The organism is Bradyrhizobium sp. USDA 4516 (assembly GCF_054055915.1).
The window spans coordinates 6,645,135-6,668,482 of sequence record NZ_JBSRXT010000001.1; the positions used below are offsets into that span (position 1 = coordinate 6,645,135).

Below are 23,348 nucleotides of genomic sequence, written 5' to 3' on the forward strand. Positions count from 1 at the left end.
TGGTCTAAGTAGTCACTGCCAACGGGCAGGCGGGCGCGAAGTTCCGTTTCTTCCCGGCAGTCGGAAGGCACACCGCTCATGTCGCGAGACTGATTTCTCGCGGAGAGAAGAATTTCCACCGGCGCCGTCTCAGCCGATTTGCCGAAACTTCCCGTTCTGGAACCTGGCCCTTCGTCCGGTGTTGTTCGGCGACCAATTAGGAGGATTTCAGATGAACAAGCGTTTATTGTTGGCTACGACCGCCGCAGTTGCGCTCGCGACTTCGGCTCTCGCACAATCTTCTCCGAGCACGTCGAGCTCCAATCCGTCGGCTACGCAGCGTCAACAGGATTCCACGTCGGCGCCGCCGTCCTCTTCGACGTCGACACCGTCGTCCAACTCCGCTCCGGGATCCGCGCAGACCAACCCTTCGACGAATGCGGCCCAGACGCAGCCTCCGCCAGCGACCGGCCAGAGCGCTGCAGGCCAAACGTCCAACTCCGGCACGGGCACCAACACCACGCAGGCGCCCACGTCGAACAACTCTACCAACCAGGCGCAGACGAGCCAGCCCTCCAACCAGACTAATCCGCCTTCGAACCAGGCGCAGACCAATCCGCCTGCGAACAATCAGACACAGAGCGCGAACCCACCGGCTTCGGGCACCAATCAGGCTCAGTCTCCGACGGGTAGCAATCCGACCACCACGGCCCAGCAGCCGAGCAGCCAGCAGAACACGGCCAATCGCTCGTCGAGCACTAACGTGAACGCGTCCGTGAACATCAACGATCAGCAGCAGACCCGGATCAGCACGTCGATTTCACACCTGAATGTGCAACCGCTCAACAACGTGAATTTCTCGTTGTCGATCGGCACGGCCGTGCCGCGCGATGTACATCTGCAGCCGCTGCCTGCGGAGGTCGTCGAGATCGTACCCCAGTACCGGGGCTACAACTTCGTGCTGGTGAGGGACGAGATCGTGATCGTGGAGCCCTCCAGCTACAAGATCGTCGCGGTCCTGCCGTACTCGGGCCGCTCCACGGCGGCCGCGCCGGCGCGCACCGAACAGAAGACGACCTTCAGCGACAAGGACCGCGAGGTCATCCGCAAGCACGCCAAAGCGCGGCCGGTCGAGCGCGAGCGTCGCACCACCACCGGCAGCTCGGTTCGTACCGAGATCCGCACCGGAGAGCGCGTGCCGGAAGGCGTGGAGATCGAAGCGTTTCCCGAAGAGGTCTATCGGGATGCTCCGAGCCTTCGCGAGTACCGGTACATCAACCGGGACAGCCGGACCTACATCGTCGAACCCCATGAGCGTCGCATCATCGAAGAGATCGACTGATCTCGCCAAGGAAGGAGAATATCCATGAAGAACATCGCGCTTGGAGCTCTCGCCGCGACTTTGATGGCGTCGTCTGCGAGTGCGGCACCTCTTGCACCTGCAGCCATCGCGTCGACTGAGGCTGCGGGCATCGAGCAAGTCCGTCTTGTCTGTAACGAGTATGGCCGCTGCTACCGGACCCGCGGTCCCCGCTATGTCCAACGCTACTACGGCGGAGACGACGGCTACGTGGTTCGCCGCAGCTACGGCTATTACAATGGTCCAGGCTACTACGATCGCGGCTACGGCTACTACGGCGGTGGCCCAAGCATCGGTTTCAGCTTCGGCACCCGGAGCTGGTGAACTAGAAATGGGGCCGCTCTCTGAGCGGCCCTTTCGCCGTCGATTACGTTTTCGCGGTGATGAGATGTCTGCTATTGCGAAGCTCCTGGGACAGAAAGAGCAATTACCGGCGCGGCTCGAAGCCGGTCTCGGCCCGAACGAGCGAGCCGAAATCCAGGCGCTCGCTCCTCGCCAAGATCGAGACTGCGCTGAAGTTGCTCGGCACCCAGGATTCCGCCGCTGCAGGCGAAGAAAGACGGCGCGTGTCGTGGTTGTTGTTCATCACTCGCTCTTCCACCAAGCGCTAGCGGCAGATATCCTAGGAAGCAGGACGCGCTTTGATCTCTGGCTGGCAGCGGCACATGTCCTCGCCAAGCGATACAGATAAAACCAATGACGCTGCCCGCCGACGGCGGAGAAGGAGCAATTCATTGCTGCTTGTCCTGGCCGTTGGATTTCTAGTCTTTGGCGCCGCAGCGGGCGCACTGTATTATGCGCTGCGGCCGGAAGTTCTCCGGATCGCAGTTGGACCTCCCGGAAGCGATGATCACAAAGTAGTTGAGGCGATGGCCGATGCCTTCGCCAGCGAAAGCAGAACTGTCAAGCTGTCCCCGATCAAAGCCGACGGGGCGGTCGAATCCCTCGCGTTGCTTCGTGCTGGAAAGGCCGACCTTGCGGTCGGTCGCGGCGACCTGGATATGCCCGCCGACGCGCAGACCGTCGCCACGCTGCGTAAGAACTTCGTTGTGCTGTGGGCGCCTTCCGGACTTGCGGGCAAGGCCTCCAAAAGAAAGCACGCGCCGAAAATCAAGGAGATCGCCGATCTCGCAGGGCATCGTGTCGGCGTAATCGGGCGGACCCAGGCGAATGCTGCTTTCCTGCGGGTTATCCTTAGCGCCTCCGGCGTGCAGGCGGACAAGGTCGCCATTATGCACTTTGGAACGGACCACATCGAGGAGCTGGCACGCGACCCGACCCTCGATGCATTCATGGCGGTCGGTCCCCTCGATAGCAAAATCACCTCCGACGCCATCGCTGCAACGACCCGCGTGCGAGGCGCGCCGAAGTTTCTCGCGATCGAGACATCGGAAGCCATCGCCCTGAAGCACCCGCGGTATGAATCCGAGGAAATTCCGCCCGGCGTCTTCAATGCCGATCCGGCTTGGCCTGATGACAAGGTTGAGACGGTCAGCGTCAGCCATCTGATCGTGGCGCGAAAGACATTGTCTGAAGCGACGGTGGCGGCCTTTTTCCGGCAATTATTCGCTGTCCGTCAGGCGATTGCCAGACAAGTGCCGGGGGCTGCACACATTACCAAGCCTGACACCGAGAAAGATGCCGAGCTGCCCGTGCACCGGGGAGCTTCGGCCGTCATCGAAGGTAACGAACGCAGCTTTCTTGACAGATACGGCGACTACTTCTGGTTCGCTCTCCTGCTCCTCTCCGCGATCGGTTCGGCCGGCGCCTGGTTGCGTCGCTATTTGAATCGGGACGAAAGGGAGGAAAACACCAGCCATCGCAACAGGCTCCTGGCCATGGTTTCCAGCGCGCGGACCGCGGAAACCAACCAGGAACTGCTAGCCCTGCAGCGCGAGGCTGATGCAATCATCGCGGAAACGCTCGAAAGCTACGATGATGCCGCCATCGACGAAGAAGAGCTGGCAGCCTTTGGCCTGGTGCTCGAACTGTTGAACCATGCCATCGTCGAAAGGCGAGCTGCGTTGCAACGAGGTCCCCTTGAACCGGTTCGAGGCGCGGCAGTGAGTCACAGCCTTGCGCCTCGGGGATAAGGTCTCGTATGAGAAGACTGCACCTTGGGAAAATGATTCTGCGGCTGCCTTCTTTCGGTACCTTGAAAAGTAGACAGTACTCGAACTCGGGCGTGTGCGTCACCAGCGGATTAGGGGGCCAACGCGTCCGACGAAGCTGGAACTGGACCACCAGGGGGCTCGATAGTGTGGCGTCCGTCGCTCCCGGATGTGGCGCGTCGATAGCCTCGATATGAAACGGTGTGCGGTTGCCGGAAGCCACCCGAACAGCCTTTCCAGCCCGCTGCGGGATCATCGATTCGCCCATCGACCTGCTTGTCAAAGAACCCATCGGATAGGGCACACTCCACGGCGCAGCTCGAGATCGGCGCGAACGACATCGGCCGTATCGTCAAAAGTGCGAATGGGCCCGAGGGCGGTGTTGTGGGTCATCGCCGAAACCAAAGATCTCGGCACGTGATTACGGAGCATCGTATGCGTCGTCGTGGGCGTATGGCCCGCCTTAGTACCCGGCGCCATTGTACCTTGGACCGTAGTCATAGCAGCCCGGACCCGGTCCCCAGGCATACGCCGAGGAAGCAAGCCCTCCGATGACCGCGCCGGCGATCACGCCTCCGGTCGCCCCACCATTGCAAACTTCCTCATCGGATCATTCCTTTCTCGTTTCTTTCCCGGCTCGACAACGGGAAAACCAGGCATTGGTTGCTGGTTGTCCGCAATGCCTCGGCGCCGGGGCCCGCGCAACAGCTTGACCGAAGGCAGGTTCAATCTGCACTGCGGTGCGGCCACTTTCTGAGCTGGCCGAGCCGGATCTCGAGTGTAGACTTGGCTGGATATTGGGGCGCTAAACACTTTTGAATTTGGCGCCCATGTGATTGTGATTGCGTTACAATCTTTTTCCTTTGGGGGCCTCATGTTCGATCCGGCAATGACCGCGCTTCTGCGTATCGTCCTCGACGAGGTCTGCGAAGACGTGTCGCGCTATGAGACCGGCGCACGCACCCACGTAGCTTTAAGTATTTTGGAAGCCGCGACGAATGGCGACACCTCGCCCGAGCGGCTGAGGCAGGTCGGCCGCGAGGCTCTTCACGGCGCGCCGACGATGTGGCGATAGCGGGCGGGAGCGGGTGGCCTGAACTTCCAGGTCACGGTGCTGAAGATCCTGGTGAGCTATCCCGACGGATTCGCCGTCATGCCGGACCTCAAGCGCGACCTGGCGATCCTTGCGACGAGCGGACGGGACTGGGGCGAGCGGACCAAGCGCTTGGCCGCACGCATGCCGGATCTCGACATCTTCTCGCAAGGACTGGTGGAGCGCCTGAACGGCGGTTGGCGCATCACAGAGAAGGGCCGCGCGGGGCTGGAGCTCATGGAAGCCGCCCGGCCTTCCGACGTAGAGCTGCGAAGCGAGGGACCCCGGGCCGAGTCTTCGCCTGCAGCGCCCAGATCTCCGCTTCCTGGCTCAACCCGCGAGGGCTAGACCCAACAGCGTCAGCGGCGTCGACCCGTCCGGGAGCGGGCGCGGGCGAAGGCTTTCTGACTCCGCCACGGGCCGCCGTACTGGCGGCGCTTCGGGGAATTCGAAGACTTTCATCACCGTGCTGCGCACCGGCCCACAATCGCAAGGTGGGAGCGGCGCGCCGTGCGTCGTTCCGCTGCGGCAGGAATCCTAGACCCGGGGGTAGGCGTTGCGGTCGCGTCCCGGCCGAATGCTGCCGGAGGGCGAGAACGACGGCACCGAGGCTTCAGCCAAGGAACGGAGCCATGGTCGTCCGGTTGACTTCTGAAGACAAACTTCAGGAGGTCAACATGGCCATGGAAGATCGCGAGACGTTCAGCTTGATCGGAAGTGACAAGGTCGAGGGCACCAACGTGTACGGGGCCGACGGCGAAAAGGCCGGCTACATCGAACGCGTCATGATCGACAAGATCAGCGGCAAGGTATCCTACGCGGTGCTGAGCTTCGGCGGTCTGCTCGGCATCGGTGATGATCACTATCCGCTGCCGTGGCAGGCACTGAAATACGACACCAACCTTGGCGGCTACGTCACCGGCATCACCCACGACCAGCTCCGCGGCGCTCCCAAATATGCCGATGAGAGCAGTTGGAACTGGAGTGACCCCGCGACCACGCGGGCGGTGAATGCCTATTACGGTGTGCCGGTGGCTTGAGGCGGCACTCGGGGCCACGACCCTGCCGTTACGCGAGACCCACCCGCCTTTCCGCCTTGGTCCCGATGGAGACTTAAAAGTGAGTGCTGCAATTCGCGTTCTGGTCGTGGACGATGAAGCTCTGATCTGCAGCTTCATCGAGGACGCCTTGTGCGACGGCGGTTTCGAGGCTTGCTCGGTCCATTCGGGGGAGGTGGCCCTATCCACCTTTCGCGATGGGCGAGAGGGGTGTCGGGCGTTGCTGACGGACGTCAACCTGGGTAGCGGCATCAGCGGATGGGAGCTGGCGCGGCAGATCAGGGAAATCACGCCTGGCTTTCCTGTCATCTACATGACGAGCGCCAGCGCGCCAGACTGGAAATCGCAGAGTGTCGATGGCAGCGTCCTAATCGAGAAGCCCTTTACGCCTGCGCAATTGGCTGCGGCCGTCTCGCAGCTACTCGATACCGGCCTCTCGCCGGGTTGAACCGGGATCATTGTGAGCTTCCGATCCTTCGATCGAGCCCGCAGATGGTGGCTATGCCGTGAGGGCACTGGCGATCGGGGCCCAACCTCGCCAAGAAGCCGCGCAAGGCATCAAGCGGGCAGAAGGAAATGCTGATGCCGATCAAGGCAAGAAGGCCGCGAATGAGGCCCCAGTGAAAAGCCGACGGCCAGGCCGGGGAAGTCTGCCTGTGTCACGGGCCCCATGGAACGAACGGGCTTACCGCGCGTCGAGTCACTTCCCCCCGGCGCACTCCCCCTAAGGCTTCGCCGGGAGAAAGCCTGCCCATCAGCGTTGGCGGTCCTGATGCACATTATTGGGCGAGGACCCTCGGAGGAGGGGCAATGAGCAATGAGCAATCGCATATCGGAGCGGAGAATACCGACCCCGACCGAAGGAGAAGCTCGAAAGGTCTTTAGTGACGCGGATGCCAAAGTGGCGGTGTCGAGTATGAACGCGCCCAGCAGGCGTTCCATGCGAACCGGGAGTGCCTGAAGGCGGAACGATTGGCCCGCGAGGCGGCAGCGAGACATCTAAGGCCTGAACAGCCAGAAAGTCTGAAGATCCGCAAGGTCCGATTCGGCTTGCGATGATGCAGCGACGGTGGGAACACTGTGCATGAGCAACTGAACGGCAAGCCCGCGGTTGGGATCCAATGAACAGGCTTTACCCCCTGGTTCTGGAGCACCGGCTTCCAAGCCCGGTCCGGTACGGCATCTCCGCCTGCATCATGGTGGTGTGCGCCGTGCTGCAGACGGCGCTGCAGACTCAGACCGGGGCGCCTGGATATTTCCTGCTTTTGCCCGGCGTTTTTCTCTCGGGCCTGATCTTCGATCGCGGCTCTGGAATATTCGCGGCCTTCATCGCTATCGGCGTGGGCGCCTACCTCAGCTACGCAGGTGGCTTCGGCATCGATTTCCTCGCGACGAATGCACTGTTCGCGATCACCGCCGCCGGGACAGCCATCGTCGCCGAATTTCCGCGCGCGGAACTCCGACGCGTCATGCAGGCGGACAAGACCAAGACCTTGCTGCTGCAGGAGATGGCGCACCGGACGAAAAACAATCTCGCAATCCTTGGCGGCATAATCCGGCTGGAGGCAAGGCACGGCGGGCCGGAGGTCGCGGCTGCGCTGGAAGCCACCGCCCGCAGGGTGCAAGTGATGGCGGAGGTCTACGACCATCTTGCGCTCAAGGAGGACTCGCGCTCGGTCAACATGCGCTACTTCCTAAATGACGTGGTTGAGAAGGTCTTCCAGTCCTTGGCTCCATCTGGGCCGGTTGCCTTCCAGGTGGTCTGCGAGGACATTCTCCTGCCGAACAACCACGCGCTTGCGATCGGCATGATCACGAACGAATTGGTCACGAACTCGCTGAAGTATGCTTTTCCTGGCGACAGGCCAGGAAACGTCGTTGTTTCTTTGTCGAAAGGAGACGGCATCGAGCTGTCGGCGTCCGATAATGGCATTGGCCTGCGGGAGGGAGCAGAGCCGGGCGGACTGGGCTCCCGCATCGTGCACCTGCTCACTCAGCAGCTCGAGGGCGAAATCACATACGAACGGCTGGACCCGGGTCTGCGCGTCCAGGTGCGGGCGCATCCGCGTTAGCATTCCTTATCGCTAGGGACAGGTCCATCTGAAGGGGAATTGGCATTGCGTCAGGAGCCGGTGCACCAAGTCCTTCTTGCACCTGCTTGCCTGGCAACGGAGGAGGGCCCAATGTCGACCGTCGCAAAGCTTCTTGCACGGAAGCAGGCGCTCCTGCAGCGACTACAGCGTGATCCCGGACCGAACGAGCGGGAGGAAATCGAGGCGCTGATCGCCCAGATCGAGACAGCACTAACGCTTCTCGGCGGCGGAAACGATCATGCGTGCGCTCAAGGACGACGACTGGATGGTGCGCGAGATGGCGGCCGAGACGCTGGGGCTCAATGTCAATGGTGGGTTGGTCGCCGCCGCCGCCGCGTTGGGCGAGATCGCTCATCCGGATGGCGAAGTGTTCCTGGCGGTCATTGCCGATGACTCGGATCCAGATGTCAGAAAGAACGCGCGCTGGGCCCTGCAACAGATCGTGGCGAAGAAGGCAAAGGCGAATTCGTAGGTTTGTACCCGAATTCTGCGAATGAGAGCAACTGCGCTCAATCGGTTGAGGCAGTGGGTGGAACAGCGTTCGTACGTCGGCTAGGGGCCAGAGTATTTGCTTGCGTGCCGTGGGTCGCGGCCTTGAAGAGAAGCTGCGCGGCCAGCTCCTCAACTCGGGGGCTCCAGCGAACGGGCGAGCCAACCAACCCGATCCGTCTCCGTGGGATCAACGGCAACTGAGACCTTTACGGTCCCGCCCACAGGTGGCGCACTCGAACATGCGCTCCTCGAATCCACGCTTGCCGGCCGAGACGCGCGCTAGAGCCATTTGGTGCTTGCACACCGGACACGTCGGGCGATCGTTGGTTGTCGGGCTCACGGAGCTGGAATGCGGCCGTAGTAGTCGTCGACCGATCGGGCGACCGAGGGGTCTGACCAGTTCCAACTGCTCTCGTTGCTGTACCTTGGCGCTCCGCGCAACTGGCTGTCGTTAAGTCCCGTAACGTAGCCGCCGAGGTTGGTGTCGTATTTGAGCGACTGCCACGGAAGGGGATAATGATCGTCTCCGATGCCGAGGAAGCCGCCGAATCCCAGCACTGCGTAGGAGACCTTGCCACCAATCTTGTCGATCATCACCCGTTCGATCGAACCAATGCGTTCATTGTCGGCACCATAAACGGCGGTCCCTTCGACCTTATCGCTGCCGATCAGGTTTCCAGTCTCCCGTTCTTCGTAAGCCATGCGATCCTCCTCATGATGGAGCCCAACCCTGGATAATGGAGCCCAACCCTGGGCAGTTGTGGTCGTTCCTAAGAGACCTTTGGCTCGCCAATGCTTTCACCAAATTTGAGCTAGGCGCACCGGTCAGCGGCCGTCTCAAAACATCGAGTGGCGGAAAGGTACCTCATCCTATTCACCTGAGCGCCGGCGGTTTGATTTGGAAGTATGTACAAACCTGTACACTGGAGGCGAAGGTGCGCGCGTCGCCGCGCGGGTAGGATTAAAGGTGAGCTATGAGGCGAAGAAAACCCGGACTTCGGCAGCGTCGGTGAAGAAGTCCGTCAAGAAGGTGGGCAATAGCCGCAAGAGAGTTGAGCGCCGGCTCGGGTCGGCGATGAAAAAGTCGTTAGGAACGGCACCTTCGAAGCGTCGTTAGCAATGCGTCGCTCCTCGGCAGAGCGGCATTGGACGAATGAAGGTGCCCCGGCTCTTGCCCCCGAAGACCCGGGGCACATCGATCAGTTTGGAGCGGCCCCGGCCGCAAGCGCGTCGATCGTCGGCCGAGTTGCGGTGCCGGTCGGAGTTAGGGCCTGGTCGGCAGCAATCAACTGGTGCTAATTCGATCCCGAAAGCGCGCTCGTTCGGAAGCGGAATCGCCGCGGGCTGGTCGCAGTCTGTCGCCTATCTGACGTCGGCGATCGTGGCGAGTGAGACAATGATCGGCCTCAGTGCTCTCCCCGGGGCGCTGGGCCTTTGCTTCTTCAAAGGTGCCGGATCTCCGAGTGTGGCGGTCGTGCGGACCCCCGTGCTTGCGGCCTTGACCGGCTTCGACCAACGCGAGGCGCAGACTGGCGGGATGGAGCCCGAGACCGGGCAGGACGCGCGCAATGCGACCGTCTGCCGTCACGACAAACGCGGCCGCGGGATGCGCGTAGCGGCCGTGGTCGCGGTCGTAGACCGCTTCAAATCCGAATGCTCGTGTCAGTGCCGCGATATCGCCGGCATCGCCGCGCGAGACGTGGGTGGCGTCGCCCAGCGCTTCGAGGCCGACTTGCGCCTGCTTCATATCCTTCGCGTTCTCCGGGGTATCCTGCGGGTCGAAGCTCACGACGTGCAGATCGAAGTCCTGACCGGGACGCAGGCCGGACTGCCGGAGCGCATCGGAGACGGTGCTGACTACCGGGCCGCACAACGTATCGCAGGTAAAATCTGCGAGGACCCACACGCCAGGCTCGCCGGTGAGCCATTCCCGGATCGGCCGTGCGACGCCGTTTTCGTCGCGCAGGCGGACGCTCAGCGGTAGCACGGCGCCGAGCCGGGGCGATGCCTCGACTCCGGCGACATCGGACTTGGTCAACTCGGCGCGCGCCGGCGCCAGCCCTGCGCAGACCAAATAGACGGCAAGCATCATCTGGCGATGCATCGCTTCTGGCCTTCACTTCTCCTTGCCGGGCAACACGGTCTCGAGCAGCTGGCGCGCTGCGCCGCGGATGACGCCGACTTCGTTCGGGTCGCCCTTGGCGAGCGCGATCGAGAAGTTCTTGGCTTGCTCGAGCGTGATATGCGGCGGTAGCGGGGGCACTTCCGGATCGGTCTTGACTTCCAGCACCACGGGGATGTCGCTCGCGAGCGCCTGATCCCAGGCCGAGCCGAGCTGTGCGGGGTCGTCGACATAAATCCCCCGCAGCCCGATCAGGTCGGCGAAACGCGAATAGGAAACGTTGGGGATGCGTTGCGATGCCTCGAACTTGGGATCGGCATTGATGATGCGCTGTTCCCATGTCACCTGGTTGAGGTCTTCATTGTTGAATACGCAGACGATCCAGCGGTGATCGCTCCAGTCGCGCCAGTATTTGGCGACCGTGATAAGCTCGGCCATGTTGTTCATCTGCATGGCGCCGTCGCCAACCAGCGCAATGACGGGACGATCGGGCGCTGCATATTTGGCGGCGATTGCGTAGGGAACTGCCGCGCCCATCGATGCCAGGCCGCCTGACAGCGAGGCGATAAGGCCGGGACGCATCTTCAGATCACGGGCAAACCAGTTGGCGCAGGAGCCGGAATCGCTCGTGATGATCGCGCGATCGGGAATACGCGGCGACAGCTCCCATGTCACGCGCTGAGGATTGACCGGCTTGGCCGGCTGGTGCGCGCGATCCTGCAATGTCTTCCACCAGGTCCGGACGTTGTGCTCGATCGTCTTTCGCCAGCTGCCGTCGCTCTTCTGCTTCAGGCGCGGAAGCAGCGCGCGCAGCGTCTCCCCGGCGTCGCCCACGAGGCCCATCTCCATCGGAAAGCGGATCGAGAGCATGCCGGCGTCGATGTCGACCTGGACGCCGCGGGCCTGGCCCTCCTTGGGCAGGAACTCGGAATAGGGAAACGCCGAGCCGATCATCAAGAGCGTGTCGCACTCCATCATCAGGTCGTAGCTCGGCTCGGTGCCGAGCAAGCCGATCGAGCCCGTCACCCATGGCAGGTCGTCGGGCACCACGGCCTTGCCGAGCAACGCCTTGGCGCATCCGGCCGACAGCCGGTCGGCGACAGAGGTGACCTCGTTGGTCGCGCCAAGCGCGCCGGCGCCGACGAGCATGGCGACCTTCTTGCCGGCGTTGAGAATGTCGGCGGCGCGATCGAGGTCGGCCTCTGCCGGAACGATCCTCGGCGGAGTGTATCCGACGCCGGACCGCAGCGTGCCGTGTGCGCGCGGCGGATCCTCGTAATCCTCTTCCTGCAGATCATTCGGCAGGATCAGCGCGGTCACGGTGCGCCGGGCGAGCGCAATGCGCGCGGCGCGGTCGATCAGATGACGGACCTGAGCGGGCGAGGAAGCCTGCGCGACATACGCGCTGGCGACGTCCTTGAACATCGAGACCAGGTCGAGCTCCTGCTGATACTGCCCGCCCAGCGCGTTCCGCGCCTGCTGGCCCACGATGGCGAGCACCGGCTGATGGTCGAGGAGGGCATCATACAGACCAGTGATCAGGTGTGAGGCACCGGGGCCCGACGTCGCGATGCAGACGCCGAGGCGGCCGGAAAATTTGGCATAGGCACACGCCATGAACGCCGCCATCTCCTCGTGGCGCGCCTGGATGAAATCGACCTTGCCTTCGGCGCGATTGAGCGCACCGAACACGCCATTGATGCCATCGCCGGGATAACCGAAGAGATGCCGCACGTCCCAATCCTGGAGGCGCTGCACTACGAAATCGCCAACGGTCTTGGACATCGTGCATATCCCGAAAGTTGAATGTGAGCGGTGAACGGCGGGGATTGGCAGCCGTTCCAAAGCGACCGTCCCTCAAGTAGGAGGTGGCATCGGAGAAGAGATAGGCAGGCGCAATGGTCACCGAACGTGTGACGATCCGCCGCTACATGATGGGACGCAGCTGCTTGTTCGAGCAGACCTACCCGAGCTTAGCGAGAGCCTTGGTGGCTCTCCGCCCGCAGTCTAGTCTGGTCTAGTCGGCCGATAGAGGAGCGCCGGTCAAGGACCAGCTTTCTCCATCAAATGTCGCAATCCGCAGAGCTCTGAAGGGTGTGTAGTCTCCGGGCCGGGTGCCGATCGCGACGCCTGGGAGCATCATCGGCAATCGTTCGCCATTCAGCGAGGTAGCCTGCTTCATGAGGTTCTCGCGGGTCAGGTCGTCGCCGCATTTGCGCAACGCTAACTCCACGGCGTGCACGTTCATATAGGCCACGAGCACAGAATAGTCGTCCGGGTTGGCTGAAGGTGCGTATGCCTTCAAGAACTGCTTGTAGGCCTTGACCTCCTCATCGTTGGCCCACGCCGGGTCGCCCGGTTGCTTGAGGAATTGCGTTGTAACCAGCCCTTTCGATGCTTCGAGGCCCGCGGGCTTCAGGATAGTTTCGACCGATGCGGTCGAGCCCCCGATCACGTGCAGGGGTTTCCAGCCGAGCTCGTAAACCTTGCGGATCGATTGCGCGGCGGCCTTCGACGACGACTGCTCGATCAGGGTGTCGACGCCGGCGGCCTTCAGCTGCACGATCTGCGAGTCGATCGTCGGATCGGCGAGCTCGTAGGAGGCCTGGGCGACGATCAGCTCGGCCTTCGGACCGAGGCCGGCGCGGAGGCCCTTCAGGTAGTCCTTGCCATAGTCGTCATTCTGATAAAGCACGCCGATTCTGGCGTCCGGCTTTACGGTGAGGATGTATTTGGCGACGACGCGGCCTTCGGTTTCGAAGTCCGGATAGAGCGGGATCGTCCAGGGAAAGGCCTTGGGATCGTTGAAGCGGCGTCCGCCGGCGGTGATGAACAGCTGCGGCACCTGCTTGGCGTTCAGGTATGTCTGGATCGCGACGTTGGGCGCGGTGCCGATCGTGCCGACCTCGGCCAATATGCCGACGTCCTCGATCAGCTTGCGCGATTGTTCGACCGCCTTCGGCGCGCTGTAGGCATTGTCGAGCTGCGTGAAGTTGACCTTGCGGCCGTTGATGCCGCCTTTGGCATTCAGCATCTCGAAGTAGCCGACCACCGCCCGCCCGGCGCCCGCGCCGAACGCGGATGCGGGACCACTCAGCGGCGTCGATTGGCCGAGCTTGATCTCGGTATCGCTGGCACCGGGACCGTAGGCTTTCTGAGCATAGGCAGGTACCGCCAGCAGTGCTGACACCGCGCCGGCCATCAGCGCCCGGTTGATGATGTGGTTCAAGTTCGTTCCTCCCTGCAATTGCTTCTTCTTGAAATCGATCCGCGCTAGCGCAGCAGCTCGCGGGCGATCACCACGCGCTGGATCTGGTTGGTGCCTTCAAAAATCTGGGTCAGCTTGGCATCGCGCATCATGCGTTCGACCGGATAGTCCATCGTGTAGCCGTAGCCGCCGAAGATCTGCACCGCGTCGGTCGTCACCTTCATCGCCATGTCGCTGCCGACGCATTTGGCCATGCTGGCAAGCACGTTGAGCCGCTTCCAGTCGCCGGCATCGCCGGCGCGGGCACATTCGTAGACCAGCGCGCGGGCCGCCTCGATCTGCATGGCCATGTCGGCGAGCATGAACTGCACGCCCTGGAACTCGGCGATCGGTTTCTTGAATTGCTTGCGCTCCTTGGCGTAGGCGACGCAGGCATCCAGTGCGCCTTGTGCGAGGCCGACGGATTGCGCGCCGATGGTCGGCCGGTTGAGGTCGAGCGCGCGCATCGACGCGCGAAAGCCCTTGCCTTCCTCACCGACGAGGTTTTCGGCGGGAACGCGGACATTGTCGAAGAAGATCGGCGTGTTGGGCGCGCCGCGAAAGCCCATCTTGCGCTCGTGGCGGCCGAACGTGATGCCCGGCATTCTCTTCGGCTCGACGATGAAGGCGCTGATGCCGTCCGCACCGGCGCCGTCACTGGTTCGCGCCATGACCACGATGTAGTCGGCCGCGACACCATAGCTGCACCACTGCTTGCGGCCGTTCAGGACATAACTATCGCCGTCCTTGCGGGCGCGGGTGTTGAGCGCGGCGACGTCGGAGCCGGCCTGCGGCTCCGAGATCGCGATTGCCGTGACCACGCCACCCTCGGCGATGATCGGCAGATACTTCTTGCGCTGCTCCTCAGAGCCGAAATGCAGCAGCGGCATGATGAACATGGTGTTGAGCGCGGCGATCGACGCACAGGCAGGGGAGACCTTGGAGATCTCCTCGCGCGCGATGCAGGCCATGGTCAGGTTGCCATTCGGGCCGCCATAGCGCTCCGGCACCCAGAGCTGCATCAGTCCCATCTCGCCGAACAGCTTGACCAGTTCGAGCGGGAAGCGGTCGGTTTCGTCGATCTCGGCGGCGATCGGCGCCACGTGCCTGGCGACCATTCTGCGCACGTTGTCACGGAACGCGACCTGCTCCTCGGAAAAACTCATGCGAACTCCCGTTTCGTTTTCTTTTGCCGGAAGCAAAAAAGGGCTTCCATTGAATGGGTGATCCATTTAATAATTCACCGCATGAGCATCAAGTCAAGCCCTCGCGCGCCGCGGCGCTCCCGTGCCGCCTCGCCGAGCCGCCGGGAGCGGGCCACCGATCATCGTGCGGCCGGCTCGCCGTCCGCGCCGACATTCAAGCCGATTCACACCAGGCGGACGTTCGAGGAGATCTGCGAGCGCATTCGCGAGCAACTCGCGCTCGGCGTGCTGAAGCCCGGCGACAAGCTGCCGGCCGAGCGCGAACTGGCTCAGCAGCTCGGCGTCAGTCGGAATGTGCTGCGGGAAGCATTGCGCAGCCTCGAAATGGCCGGCGTGCTCCGGCTGCAGAAGGGCGTCAAGGGCGGCGCCTTCATCCAGCAGGGCGACACCCGCCGCATGAACGAGGTCATGCGCGACATGCTGAGCCTCGGGACGATTTCGGTACGGGAATTGTCGGAGGCGCGGGTCCACGTCCTCGACCTCGTGGTGCAGTTGGCTTGTGCCAATGCCCGCCGGGCCGATCTCGATGCATTGGAAGCCAATATCGAGCGGACGGAGCTTGCGACCAAGGAGGGGCGGCTGCTCGACCGGGTCGAATGTTCGCGCGAGTTCTACAAGCTGCTGGCGGCCTCGACCGGCAACAAGGTGATTGCGATGATCGTGGACTCGGTCACCGAGATCCACATGCGCTTCGTCTATGCCAAGGTCGCTTCCAGCGGGGTCGCGATGGCGCGGCTGGCCGAGAAGCGGCGGCAGTTCCTGGCGGCCCTCAGCGAACGGAACGTCGATCTGGCAAGCCGATTGCTGCGATCGCATCTGGAATCCGTGCAGCGCATGCTCGAGCAGGATCCGGGCGCCATGTCGCTTCACGTCGCATTGGCGGATGTGCAGCCCGGAATGCGCCGCTAGCGCGCGCCTGCGTTGCCAATAATCAACAACTCAAACAGCGAAACAATGGAGGCAAACGTGTCCAATTACGCCAAATATGAATGCCTGACGGTCGAGGTCGCGGACAAGGTCGCGACCGTGACCTTGAACCGCCCGCAGGCGCGCAATGCCATCAATCAGAAGCTGATCCGCGAGTTGCGCACGATCTGGGACGACCTCGCCGACGATCACGCCGTTAATGCCGTGGTGCTGACCGGGGCGGGCGACTTCTTCAGCGTCGGTGGCGACGTCAAGGCGATGTCCGAGCGGCCCGGCGGCGACGTGCTCGAAGAGGGCGAGGTACACGATCCCATGATCAGCCGCCGCGGAGTCACCCGCCAGCTCGAGCTCGACAAGCCCATCATCGCGGCGATCAATGGCGATGCCATCGGCCTTGCGGCGACCCATGCGCTGCTTTGCGACATCACGGTGATGGCGGAAGACGCGCGGATCGGCGACACCCACGTCTCGCGTGTCGGCCTCGTCGCCGGCGACGGCGGCACAGTGATCTGGCCGCTGCTGGTCGGCATCAACAAGGCCAAGGAATTCCTGATCCGCGGCACGCTCCTGAAGGGAAATGAGGCGGAGCGGATCGGGCTGGTCAATCATGTCGCGCCGCGCGCGGAGGTGTTGGCCAAGGCCCGCGCGATCGCGGTCGAGCTCGCCAACGGTCCGACCTGGGCCATTCGCTGGACCAAGCTGTCGATCAACCAGATCGTCAAGGAGCGCGTCAACATGCTGCTGGAGGCGTCGATGGCGCTGGAGCAGGTGACGTTCGAGACTGCCGACCACAAGGAAGCGACTATGTCGTTCAAGGAGAAGCGGAAGCCCAGATTCGGCCAAGCATAGCGCGGGCCTCACCATGGCGGCGATCGAAGCCTCGAATGACGATGTCGCAGGAATGCTGCGCGATTCCTTGCGCGGTTTCCTGGACGAGCATTGGCTTCCACTCGGTTTAGCCGCATCGTCCTCGCCGGACGAGGTGTCGGCGATCTGGCGCAAGCTCGTTGGGCAGGGCGTCGCCGCGCTTGGTGCGGAGAGCAGCGAAGGCGGGCTCGCCGAAATCCTCGTCGTCATGGCGGAACTCGGCCGGGCCGGCTGCACGGCGCCGATGTGGTCTGCGGCGCTCGCCAATCTTGCGATCTCCGGATCGCAGGTCGACGTCGCGGTGGATCTGCTGGAGCGGCTGCAGTCCGGGGAGGCGACCGTCGCCTTCTCATTTGGTGCGCTGGATCCGGACGCCGGCACAGGAGCGGTTGAGGTCACGGACCTCAAGGCAAAGGGCGTGCTTCGTTTTGTCGAGGCTGCCGGAGGCGCGACGCACCTTCTGGTCGTTCTTGACCAGGCCCAGCTTGGGCTGATCAATCTTGACGGTCCCGGTGTCGAGTGCGTCGCAACCCGCGCGATGGGAGCGTGGGGACTCTACGAGGTCCGGCTGAACGAAGCGCCGCTCACGCGCATTCCCATAGATACAGTCGATCTCGACCATCTCCGCATCAAGGGCAGAGCGATGTTGACCGCGCGTGCCTATGGCGCGGCGCGGCGTGCCTTTGAGCTCGCCGTGGACTACGCCAAGGAACGGCACCAGTTCGGGCAGCCGATCGGTAGGTTCCAGGCCATCCAGCACAAGCTGGCCGACTGCCTGATTGCGCTCGAAGGCGTCAGGTTGATCCTCGACCATGCCGCCAGACTGCATGACGGCGGCGAGGGCGGCTGGCGCTACTTCGCCGATTGCGCATCGGCGTTCTCCGGTCATGCGCTACGGCAGGTGTCGCTGGAGGTCCAGCATACGTTCGGTGCGATCGGTTATGCCGAAGAGCACGAGGCGCCAATCCACTTCAAGCGCGTGCATCTCGATACGATCGCGCTTGGCGGCGCCTCGGATGCCAAGAGCAGGCTGGCAGCGCGCCTGCTGGATGCGGGCGGCGTCGGGCTGCCGCAATATGACCTCGGGGCCGCTGGAAATGCGTTTCGCGAGCAGATCCGGCTCTGGCTCGAGCAACACTGGACTGGAGATACGAAGCAAGCATTCGACGGAAGGCCCTTCGCCAAGCGTGAGTTCGATGCCGGCTTCGCCCGCGACATCGGTGAGACCGGATGGATCGGGCTCGGATGGCCAGAGCAATTCGGCGGCCAGGCGCGCTCGCCGCTGGAGCAGATCGCCTTCATGGAGACGATGGAGCGGGGCGAGGCGCCGCGGATCGGCGCGGCGATCCAGGCCAATGCGCTGATGATGTTCGGCACGGCAGCGCAGCAGCAGAAATACCTTCCGGAAATCCTGCGTGGCGAAGCGATGCATGGCATGGGCTACAGCGAGCCGCAGGCAGGGTCGGACCTTGCGGCGCTGCGCACCAGTGCGGCCAGGGACGGCGATCACTGGGTGATCAACGGCCAGAAGATCTGGACCACCACCTGGTGGGGCAAATACATGTTCCTCGCCGCGCGGACCGACAAGGACGCGAAGCCGCCGCACGCGGGCATCAGCATGTTCATCGTGCCGATGGATGCGCCGGGCATCACGATCAGTCCATCAGCAACCATGTATGATGGCTCGTTTGCCAACATCTTTTACGACAACGTCCGCATCCCCTCGGAGAACCTGGTCGGCGAGGTCAATGGCGGTTGGAAAGTGTTGACCGGCGCGCTGGCCTTCGAGCGCGGGCTGGTTGGTGGCGGGATCGTCCTGAAGGTCGCGCACGCCTTCGAGCAACTGCGTTCGCACGTGATGGCGAAGCAAGGTGATCGGTCTCTCGCCGATGATCCAATCATCCGCGACAGGATGGTGACCTTGGCGTCAGAGATCGAGATCGGCCGTCTCTTGATGATGCATTGCGCCGAGCTTGCCGCCGACGGCGTGACGCCGCCGGAATATGGCGCGATCAGCAAGGTGTTCTCCGGCGAGCTGATGGAGCGATTCGGCGAGGCTGCGCTCGACATCCTTGGCATGCGTGCCGCGCTGTCCGAGCAGATGCCGGGCGCGATCGACAACGGTCGCTTCGAGCAAAACCTGCGGCATTCGCTGATGTGGGTCATCAGCATCGGGACCAACGAGATTCAGCGCAGTCTGATCGCGCAACGCGCGCTCGGGCTGCCGAGATAGGAGAGATCGGATGCAGAAGGATGGCGACAGGGCGCCGCTCACCGGCGTGCGCGTGCTCGATTTCTCGATCATGGTGGCGGGGCCGTATTGCGCGCGGCTGCTCGCCGATGTCGGCGCCGAGGTCATCAAGATCGAGCCTCCGGAAGGCGATGACATGCGGTTGCGAACGCCGCTGCGCGAAGGCCACAGCACCTATTTCGGCCAGCTCAATGCCGGCAAGCGTAGCCTGGCGCTGGACCTGAAGAATGCCGACGCCACCAGGCTCGTACATCGAATGGTCGCGGAGGCGGACATTCTCGTCGAGAATTTCCGCCCTGGCGTGATGGACCGCCTTGGTCTTGGTTACGAGACGCTTTGCGAGATCAACCCGCGCCTCATCTATTGCTCGATCTCGGGTTATGGCCAGTCAGGCCCAGCAGCCGAGCGCGCGGCTTATGCGATGATCGTCCATGCCGAGAGCGGATTCGATCACTCTCTGATGCGTTATGCCGGTGACCGGGAGCGTCCCGCGCCGGGCGCGATCTTTGTCGCCGATATCCTCGGCGGCATCTTCGGCTATTCCGCGATCCAGACCGCGATGGTCCAGCGAACGCGCACCGGGAAAGGACAGCGCGTCGATGTAGCCTTGATGGACTGCATGATGAATCTGCTGGTCTATGAGCTTCAGGAGGCGCAATTCCCGATCCGTTCGCCGCGCCCGACCTATGGGCCGGTCCGCGCGCGCGATGGCGATATTCTGATCGCCCCGGTCACGCCGCGTAATTTCGCGGCGCTGTGCGAGGTGACCGGGCAGGAAGAGCTGGTGAACGATCCGCGCTTTTCGACCATTCCAGCGCGCGGCGCCAATTGGACCGCCATGATGCAGGTGATCGAGAAATGGACCGAACGCCACACCGTTGCTGAATGCATCGCGGCGCTGGATCGCGCCGGTGTTCCCTGCGCCGAGTACCGGACGCCGGGCGCGGCGCTGACCGATGCCCATTTGCGCCAACGTGGGGTGTTTGGGACCGTCTCGGACGGGGCAGGTGACTTCATCGGTGTCAATGCGCCATGGCAGATGTCCGGGGCCGATACGCCGATGGGACGTCGAGTTCCCGGGATCGGCGCGCAGCGGGACGATGTGCTGTCGCGGATCCTGGGCCTGTCGCCGGACGCAATCGCGACGCTCGCCGCTGCGGGCACGTTCGGGAAGGTGCAGGCGTAGGGCCGCTGGACGCCGGCGATTTCACGTATCGGCCGGACTGTCCGGCGGCGGAGCCTTCGCGATCGCCAGCAGGCATTTCAGGAAATGCGCGCGGTCCTCCTTGCGAAGGGGGGCCAGCATGATGTTTTGCAGCTCGGCGGCGGCCGGAATGACGGCGAGAAGCGCTTCCTCGCCTTTAGCCGTGATCTGCACCTGGAGCGAGCGGCGGTCGTCCGGATTGTCTTTCTTCGAGACCAGTCTGCGCGCGACCATGCGCTTCAGCATTTCGCTGAGCGTGTTGCGGTCGCAGCTGATCCGTTCGGCCAACACGGAGGGGGTTAGAGGACCTAACTGATACAGCGCCATCAGCACACCGAACTGCCGCGGCGTGATATCGCTCTGGCGCGTCATGCTTTGATAGAGCCCATCGTAGCGGGCCTCCAGCAGACGCAACAAGAATCCGACACCACCCTCGAGCTGCCAGTCGCGTGCAACGTCTGCCGCCGAGGTTGTCTGCTTGCCTTTATCGGCTGCCATGCCGTTGTCTGGATCCCAGCTGCGTTCTGCGAATTGCGTCCTAGCCGTTAGCAGCTTGGCTGATCGTCCTCAACCCTGTGGCGAACCACGTCACCAGCCTCTTCTGAGGGAGACAGGGTCGCCCTCGGCTCTTGTCAGCCTTCCGAAAATGTAGTACGTATACGTATCAAATGCGATGCGAAGACGTCGTTCAGGGAGGTTGAAACTTGGACCTGCGTGAGCTGCTGTCGATTCCCTATTTGCTTGAGGCGGAGGCAGTCGAAACCGAGCCGGGGCAGTGGCGGGTTCGCCTTGCCTATCCGGAGCTGCCGGGGTGCACGGCTGAAGCCGCCGTCGTCGAGGACGCTCTGCGCGAGCTCGAGCGGCGGCGCATCGAATTGATTGTCGGCCTGGTGGAGCAGGGCAAGCAACCTCCCATCCCACGCCAGCCGCTCACCGCATCCGATCCGCTCTGGACCGCCCAGGATCTCGGACTGTCTGACCGTGTCGCCGCGCTTCTCGGCGGCGCGGCAGGCCCGGCCACACGCAATTGAAGGAGGCGACCCCATGCTCTCGCGCGAAGACAATGAACGGCTGGTGAGGGTCGGCAAGGGAACGCCACTCGGCGAACTTTTCCGCCTGTACTGGATTCCTTTCCTGCCGTCGGCTGATCTCGCCGCGGACGGGCAGCCGAAGCGCATCCGGCTGCTGGGCGAGGATCTCGTCGCCTTTCGCGATTCCGAGGGGCGCATCGGGCTGGTCGACCAGGCCTGCCCGCATCGCGGAGCGCCGCTGGTCTTTGCGCGAAATGAGGATTGCGGGCTGCGCTGCGTCTATCACGGCTGGAAATTCGACGTCACCGGCGCCGTGACTGACATGCCGGCAGAGCCTGTGCGCAGTCGCCTCAAGGAGCGGGTGCGGATCAAGGCCTATCCCTGCAAGGAGCGCAACGGGATGATCTGGACCTATATGGGTCCCGACCAGGCTGAGCTTCCGCCGCTGCCGAATCTCGAATGGAATCTGGTGCCTGCCGAGCAGGTGCACATCTCGGTTCGCGTCCAGGAGTGCAATTGGCTGCAGGCGGTCGAGGGTGAGATCGATTCAGCGCACGCGCCGCTGCTTCATGGACGACTGGATGCGCAGGGCACGACGAGCGCCTGGATCCAGAAGCGCGACCTGCGCCCGACCTTCGAATGCATTAAGCAGGATTTCGGCATGAGCATCGCCGCGCGGCGCAATTACGATGCCAACACGCTGTACTGGCGGGTCAACCAGTTCCTGCTGCCGTTCTATACGCTGGTGCCTCCGCTGTCTCCGTTCCCGGATTTGAGCGGGCACGCCTGGGTCCCGATCGATGACGAGAACACGCTCTGCATCATGTTTTCCTATCATCCATCGGAGCCGCTGCTGGAGAAAACCCGGCAGGTCTTCGCCGAAGGACACAAGGGCCGCGAGAGCGGTCATGCCAGCCGCCACGCGCTCGTCCAGCACCCGGTGACGGTCCCATACGCAGGCTACTGGACGAAATACAATCCGCAGAACGGCTTTCAGTTCGACTACGAGGCGCAGCGGACCACCTGGTTCTCGGGCCTGCCGGGGCTCTGGGTGCAGGACGGCGCCTGCCAAAGCGGCGTCTCGCCGATCTTTGATCGCACCAAGGAGACGCTCTGCTCAAGTGATACCGGCATCGCGATGACGCGACGTTTCATTCTTGAAGCGCTTGGCGCCTATCGCGATCACGCGATCAAGCCCAAAGGAGTCTTGGACCCGGACGTGTTCATGGTGCGAGCGGTCTCGCTGCGGTTGCCGCCGGAGGATTCGTGGGTTGACGTCGGCGCGCCGTTCATGCGCGCGAAGCTTGGCGCCGATTTCGGGTACGAGCTGTGAGCGCATTCAAACACACGGCTGGTACGCTGGAGGTGCTGGTCAAGCGCATCGGATATGAGGCCGAGCGGATCAATTCGTATGAGCTGATTGCCCCGACGGGCGGCGAACTGACGCCGTTCACGGCCGGGAGCCACATCGACCTGCATCTGCCGAACGGCATGATCCGCAGCTATTCGCTGGTAAACGACCAATGCGAGCGGCACCGGTATGTCATCGCGGTGAACAGGGATGGCGAGAGCCGGGGTGGGTCCAGCTTTGTCCACGACACCGTCAGGGTCGGGAACATCATAAGGATCTCCGAGCCGCGGAATAACTTCGCGCTCCGTGAGGAAGCCGACCATTCTGTCCTGATCGCCGGGGGCATCGGCATCACGCCGCTGCTGTCGATGATCCGACGGCTTGAGGCGCTTGGACGTCACTGGGAGCTGTTCTATGCCGCGAGGACGCGCGCCGCTGCCGCATTCCTCGACGAACTCGGCACGTATCGATCGAGGGTACATCTTGATTTCGACGACGAGCGATCGGGGCGGGTGTTCGATCTCCCGGCGCTCGTCAGGAACGCTCCGCCTCGCGCGCATCTCTACTGTTGCGGTCCGGTGCCCATGCTCGAGGCGCTCAAGGCGGCGACTGCCGGTCGCCCGGCCGATCACGTGCACGTGGAGTATTTCCAGGCACGCGAAGCGCCGGCCACTGAGGGCGGTTTCGACGTCAGGCTGGCGCGAAGCAACCGCACGATTGCAGTCGAGCCCGGCAAGACGATCCTCGATGCGTTGCTGGATGCCGGCATTGCCGCGAACTATGCCTGTACCGAAGGTGTCTGCGGCACCTGCGAGACGCGCGTGCTCCAGGGCATACCCGACCATCGCGACCAGTTCCTGAGCAACGAAGAGCAGGCGGCGAACAAGAGCGTCATGATCTGCTGCTCGGGCGCCAAGTCCCGGACGCTTGTGCTCGATCTCTAACACAACAACATAC

Annotated in this window: 23 protein-coding genes and 1 pseudogene; 17 read left to right on the forward strand and 7 right to left on the reverse strand. The window is 63.1% G+C overall.

What is annotated here, in order from left to right; translation table 11 throughout:
- Positions 1-211 precede the first annotated feature (211 nt).
- Both ACVI1L_RS30215 and ACVI1L_RS30220 read left to right on the forward strand, forming a co-directional pair.
- Positions 212-1,321, forward strand: a complete 1,110-nt coding sequence (locus ACVI1L_RS30215) for a DUF1236 domain-containing protein (protein WP_456784555.1) — start codon at positions 212-214, stop codon at positions 1,319-1,321.
- Between the two features lie 24 nt (positions 1,322-1,345).
- A complete protein-coding gene (locus ACVI1L_RS30220; protein ID WP_057017199.1) occupies positions 1,346-1,663 on the forward strand; it encodes a hypothetical protein in 318 nt (105 codons plus the stop codon).
- Positions 1,664-1,766: 103 nt separating this feature from the next.
- Here ACVI1L_RS30220 and ACVI1L_RS30225 read toward each other — a convergent pair whose 3' ends face one another.
- On the reverse strand, positions 1,767-1,925 hold the full coding sequence (locus ACVI1L_RS30225) for a hypothetical protein (RefSeq protein WP_156436199.1): 159 nt from the start codon (positions 1,923-1,925) through the stop codon (positions 1,767-1,769).
- Positions 1,926-2,004: 79 nt separating this feature from the next.
- Between ACVI1L_RS30225 and ACVI1L_RS30230 the strand changes: the two genes are divergently transcribed.
- The 7 genes and pseudogenes from ACVI1L_RS30230 to ACVI1L_RS30260 form a co-directional block, all read left to right on the forward strand.
- Entirely contained in the window at positions 2,005-3,432 is a 1,428-nt protein-coding gene (locus tag ACVI1L_RS30230; RefSeq protein ID WP_057017200.1) for a TAXI family TRAP transporter solute-binding subunit, read from the forward strand.
- An 892-nt stretch (positions 3,433-4,324) separates the two neighbouring features.
- Positions 4,325-4,525 carry a hypothetical protein gene (locus ACVI1L_RS30235; protein WP_057017201.1) on the forward strand — a complete coding sequence of 67 codons (201 nt, stop codon included), beginning with the start codon at positions 4,325-4,327 and terminating at the stop codon, positions 4,523-4,525.
- Positions 4,526-4,561: 36 nt separating this feature from the next.
- The gene (locus tag ACVI1L_RS30240) at positions 4,562-4,891 is read left to right on the forward strand and encodes a hypothetical protein (protein WP_430641130.1); all 330 of its coding nucleotides are present in this window, start codon (positions 4,562-4,564) and stop codon (positions 4,889-4,891) included.
- A 329-nt stretch (positions 4,892-5,220) separates the two neighbouring features.
- A complete protein-coding gene (locus ACVI1L_RS30245) occupies positions 5,221-5,583 on the forward strand; it encodes a PRC-barrel domain-containing protein (RefSeq protein ID WP_057017299.1) in 363 nt (120 codons plus the stop codon).
- A gap of 79 nt (positions 5,584-5,662) precedes the next feature.
- Entirely contained in the window at positions 5,663-6,049 is a 387-nt protein-coding gene (locus ACVI1L_RS30250; protein WP_076826395.1) for a response regulator, read from the forward strand.
- 673 nt (positions 6,050-6,722) lie between these two features.
- Positions 6,723-7,673 (forward strand): sensor histidine kinase, encoded by a 951-nt coding sequence (locus ACVI1L_RS30255; protein WP_456784556.1) that lies wholly within the window; start codon positions 6,723-6,725, stop codon positions 7,671-7,673.
- Positions 7,674-7,917: 244 nt separating this feature from the next.
- Positions 7,918-8,166: pseudogene (locus tag ACVI1L_RS30260) on the forward strand (HEAT repeat domain-containing protein); the annotation flags it as partial.
- Between the two features lie 356 nt (positions 8,167-8,522).
- Here ACVI1L_RS30260 and ACVI1L_RS30265 read toward each other — a convergent pair.
- Positions 8,523-8,888, reverse strand: a complete 366-nt coding sequence (locus ACVI1L_RS30265; protein ID WP_057017204.1) for a PRC-barrel domain-containing protein — start codon at positions 8,886-8,888, stop codon at positions 8,523-8,525.
- A 196-nt stretch (positions 8,889-9,084) separates the two neighbouring features.
- Here ACVI1L_RS30265 and ACVI1L_RS30270 point away from each other — a divergent pair, with 196 nt between their 5' ends.
- Positions 9,085-9,303 carry a DUF3606 domain-containing protein gene (locus ACVI1L_RS30270; protein ID WP_082653783.1) on the forward strand — a complete coding sequence of 73 codons (219 nt, stop codon included), beginning with the start codon at positions 9,085-9,087 and terminating at the stop codon, positions 9,301-9,303.
- Positions 9,304-9,471: 168 nt separating this feature from the next.
- Here ACVI1L_RS30270 and ACVI1L_RS30275 read toward each other — a convergent pair whose 3' ends face one another.
- From ACVI1L_RS30275 to ACVI1L_RS30290, 4 genes are all read right to left on the reverse strand, one after another.
- Positions 9,472-10,290 carry an SCO family protein gene (locus tag ACVI1L_RS30275; protein ID WP_456784557.1) on the reverse strand — a complete coding sequence of 273 codons (819 nt, stop codon included), beginning with the start codon at positions 10,288-10,290 and terminating at the stop codon, positions 9,472-9,474.
- A 12-nt stretch (positions 10,291-10,302) separates the two neighbouring features.
- Complete coding sequence (locus ACVI1L_RS30280) at positions 10,303-12,093, reverse strand: thiamine pyrophosphate-requiring protein (RefSeq protein ID WP_057017206.1); 1,791 nt, start codon at positions 12,091-12,093, stop codon at positions 10,303-10,305.
- 232 nt (positions 12,094-12,325) lie between these two features.
- Positions 12,326-13,510 carry an ABC transporter substrate-binding protein gene (locus tag ACVI1L_RS30285; protein ID WP_456785628.1) on the reverse strand — a complete coding sequence of 395 codons (1,185 nt, stop codon included), beginning with the start codon at positions 13,508-13,510 and terminating at the stop codon, positions 12,326-12,328.
- A 71-nt stretch (positions 13,511-13,581) separates the two neighbouring features.
- Entirely contained in the window at positions 13,582-14,721 is a 1,140-nt protein-coding gene (locus tag ACVI1L_RS30290) for an acyl-CoA dehydrogenase family protein (RefSeq protein WP_057017207.1), read from the reverse strand.
- On the opposite strand from ACVI1L_RS30290, the gene ACVI1L_RS30295 reads away from it, so the two are divergent.
- The 4 genes from ACVI1L_RS30295 to ACVI1L_RS30310 are packed head-to-tail and all read left to right on the forward strand — an operon-like array spanning position 14,659 to position 19,991.
- Complete coding sequence (locus ACVI1L_RS30295; RefSeq protein ID WP_156436202.1) at positions 14,659-15,669, forward strand: FadR/GntR family transcriptional regulator; 1,011 nt, start codon at positions 14,659-14,661, stop codon at positions 15,667-15,669. The two genes, ACVI1L_RS30290 and ACVI1L_RS30295, sit on opposite strands and share 63 nt — an antisense overlap.
- A gap of 57 nt (positions 15,670-15,726) precedes the next feature.
- Positions 15,727-16,536: an enoyl-CoA hydratase/isomerase family protein gene (locus ACVI1L_RS30300; RefSeq protein ID WP_225648237.1), complete on the forward strand. Its 810-nt coding sequence runs from the start codon at positions 15,727-15,729 to the stop codon at positions 16,534-16,536.
- A gap of 13 nt (positions 16,537-16,549) precedes the next feature.
- Positions 16,550-18,787, forward strand: a complete 2,238-nt coding sequence (locus tag ACVI1L_RS30305; RefSeq protein WP_057017209.1) for an acyl-CoA dehydrogenase — start codon at positions 16,550-16,552, stop codon at positions 18,785-18,787.
- Between the two features lie 10 nt (positions 18,788-18,797).
- On the forward strand, positions 18,798-19,991 hold the full coding sequence (locus ACVI1L_RS30310; protein WP_057017210.1) for a CaiB/BaiF CoA transferase family protein: 1,194 nt from the start codon (positions 18,798-18,800) through the stop codon (positions 19,989-19,991).
- Positions 19,992-20,012: 21 nt separating this feature from the next.
- Here the strand turns inward: ACVI1L_RS30310 and ACVI1L_RS30315 are convergent, their stop codons facing one another.
- Positions 20,013-20,507, reverse strand: coding sequence for a MarR family winged helix-turn-helix transcriptional regulator (locus tag ACVI1L_RS30315; protein WP_057017211.1), 495 nt, complete (start codon positions 20,505-20,507; stop codon positions 20,013-20,015).
- 206 nt (positions 20,508-20,713) lie between these two features.
- Here ACVI1L_RS30315 and ACVI1L_RS30320 point away from each other — a divergent pair, with 206 nt between their 5' ends.
- The 3 genes from ACVI1L_RS30320 to ACVI1L_RS30330 are packed head-to-tail and all read left to right on the forward strand — an operon-like array spanning position 20,714 to position 23,335.
- Positions 20,714-21,040 (forward strand): hypothetical protein, encoded by a 327-nt coding sequence (locus tag ACVI1L_RS30320; protein ID WP_168858313.1) that lies wholly within the window; start codon positions 20,714-20,716, stop codon positions 21,038-21,040.
- A 13-nt stretch (positions 21,041-21,053) separates the two neighbouring features.
- Complete coding sequence (locus ACVI1L_RS30325; RefSeq protein ID WP_057017212.1) at positions 21,054-22,373, forward strand: Rieske 2Fe-2S domain-containing protein; 1,320 nt, start codon at positions 21,054-21,056, stop codon at positions 22,371-22,373.
- Positions 22,374-22,405: 32 nt separating this feature from the next.
- Positions 22,406-23,335 carry a PDR/VanB family oxidoreductase gene (locus ACVI1L_RS30330; RefSeq protein WP_456784558.1) on the forward strand — a complete coding sequence of 310 codons (930 nt, stop codon included), beginning with the start codon at positions 22,406-22,408 and terminating at the stop codon, positions 23,333-23,335.
- Positions 23,336-23,348 lie beyond the last annotated feature (13 nt).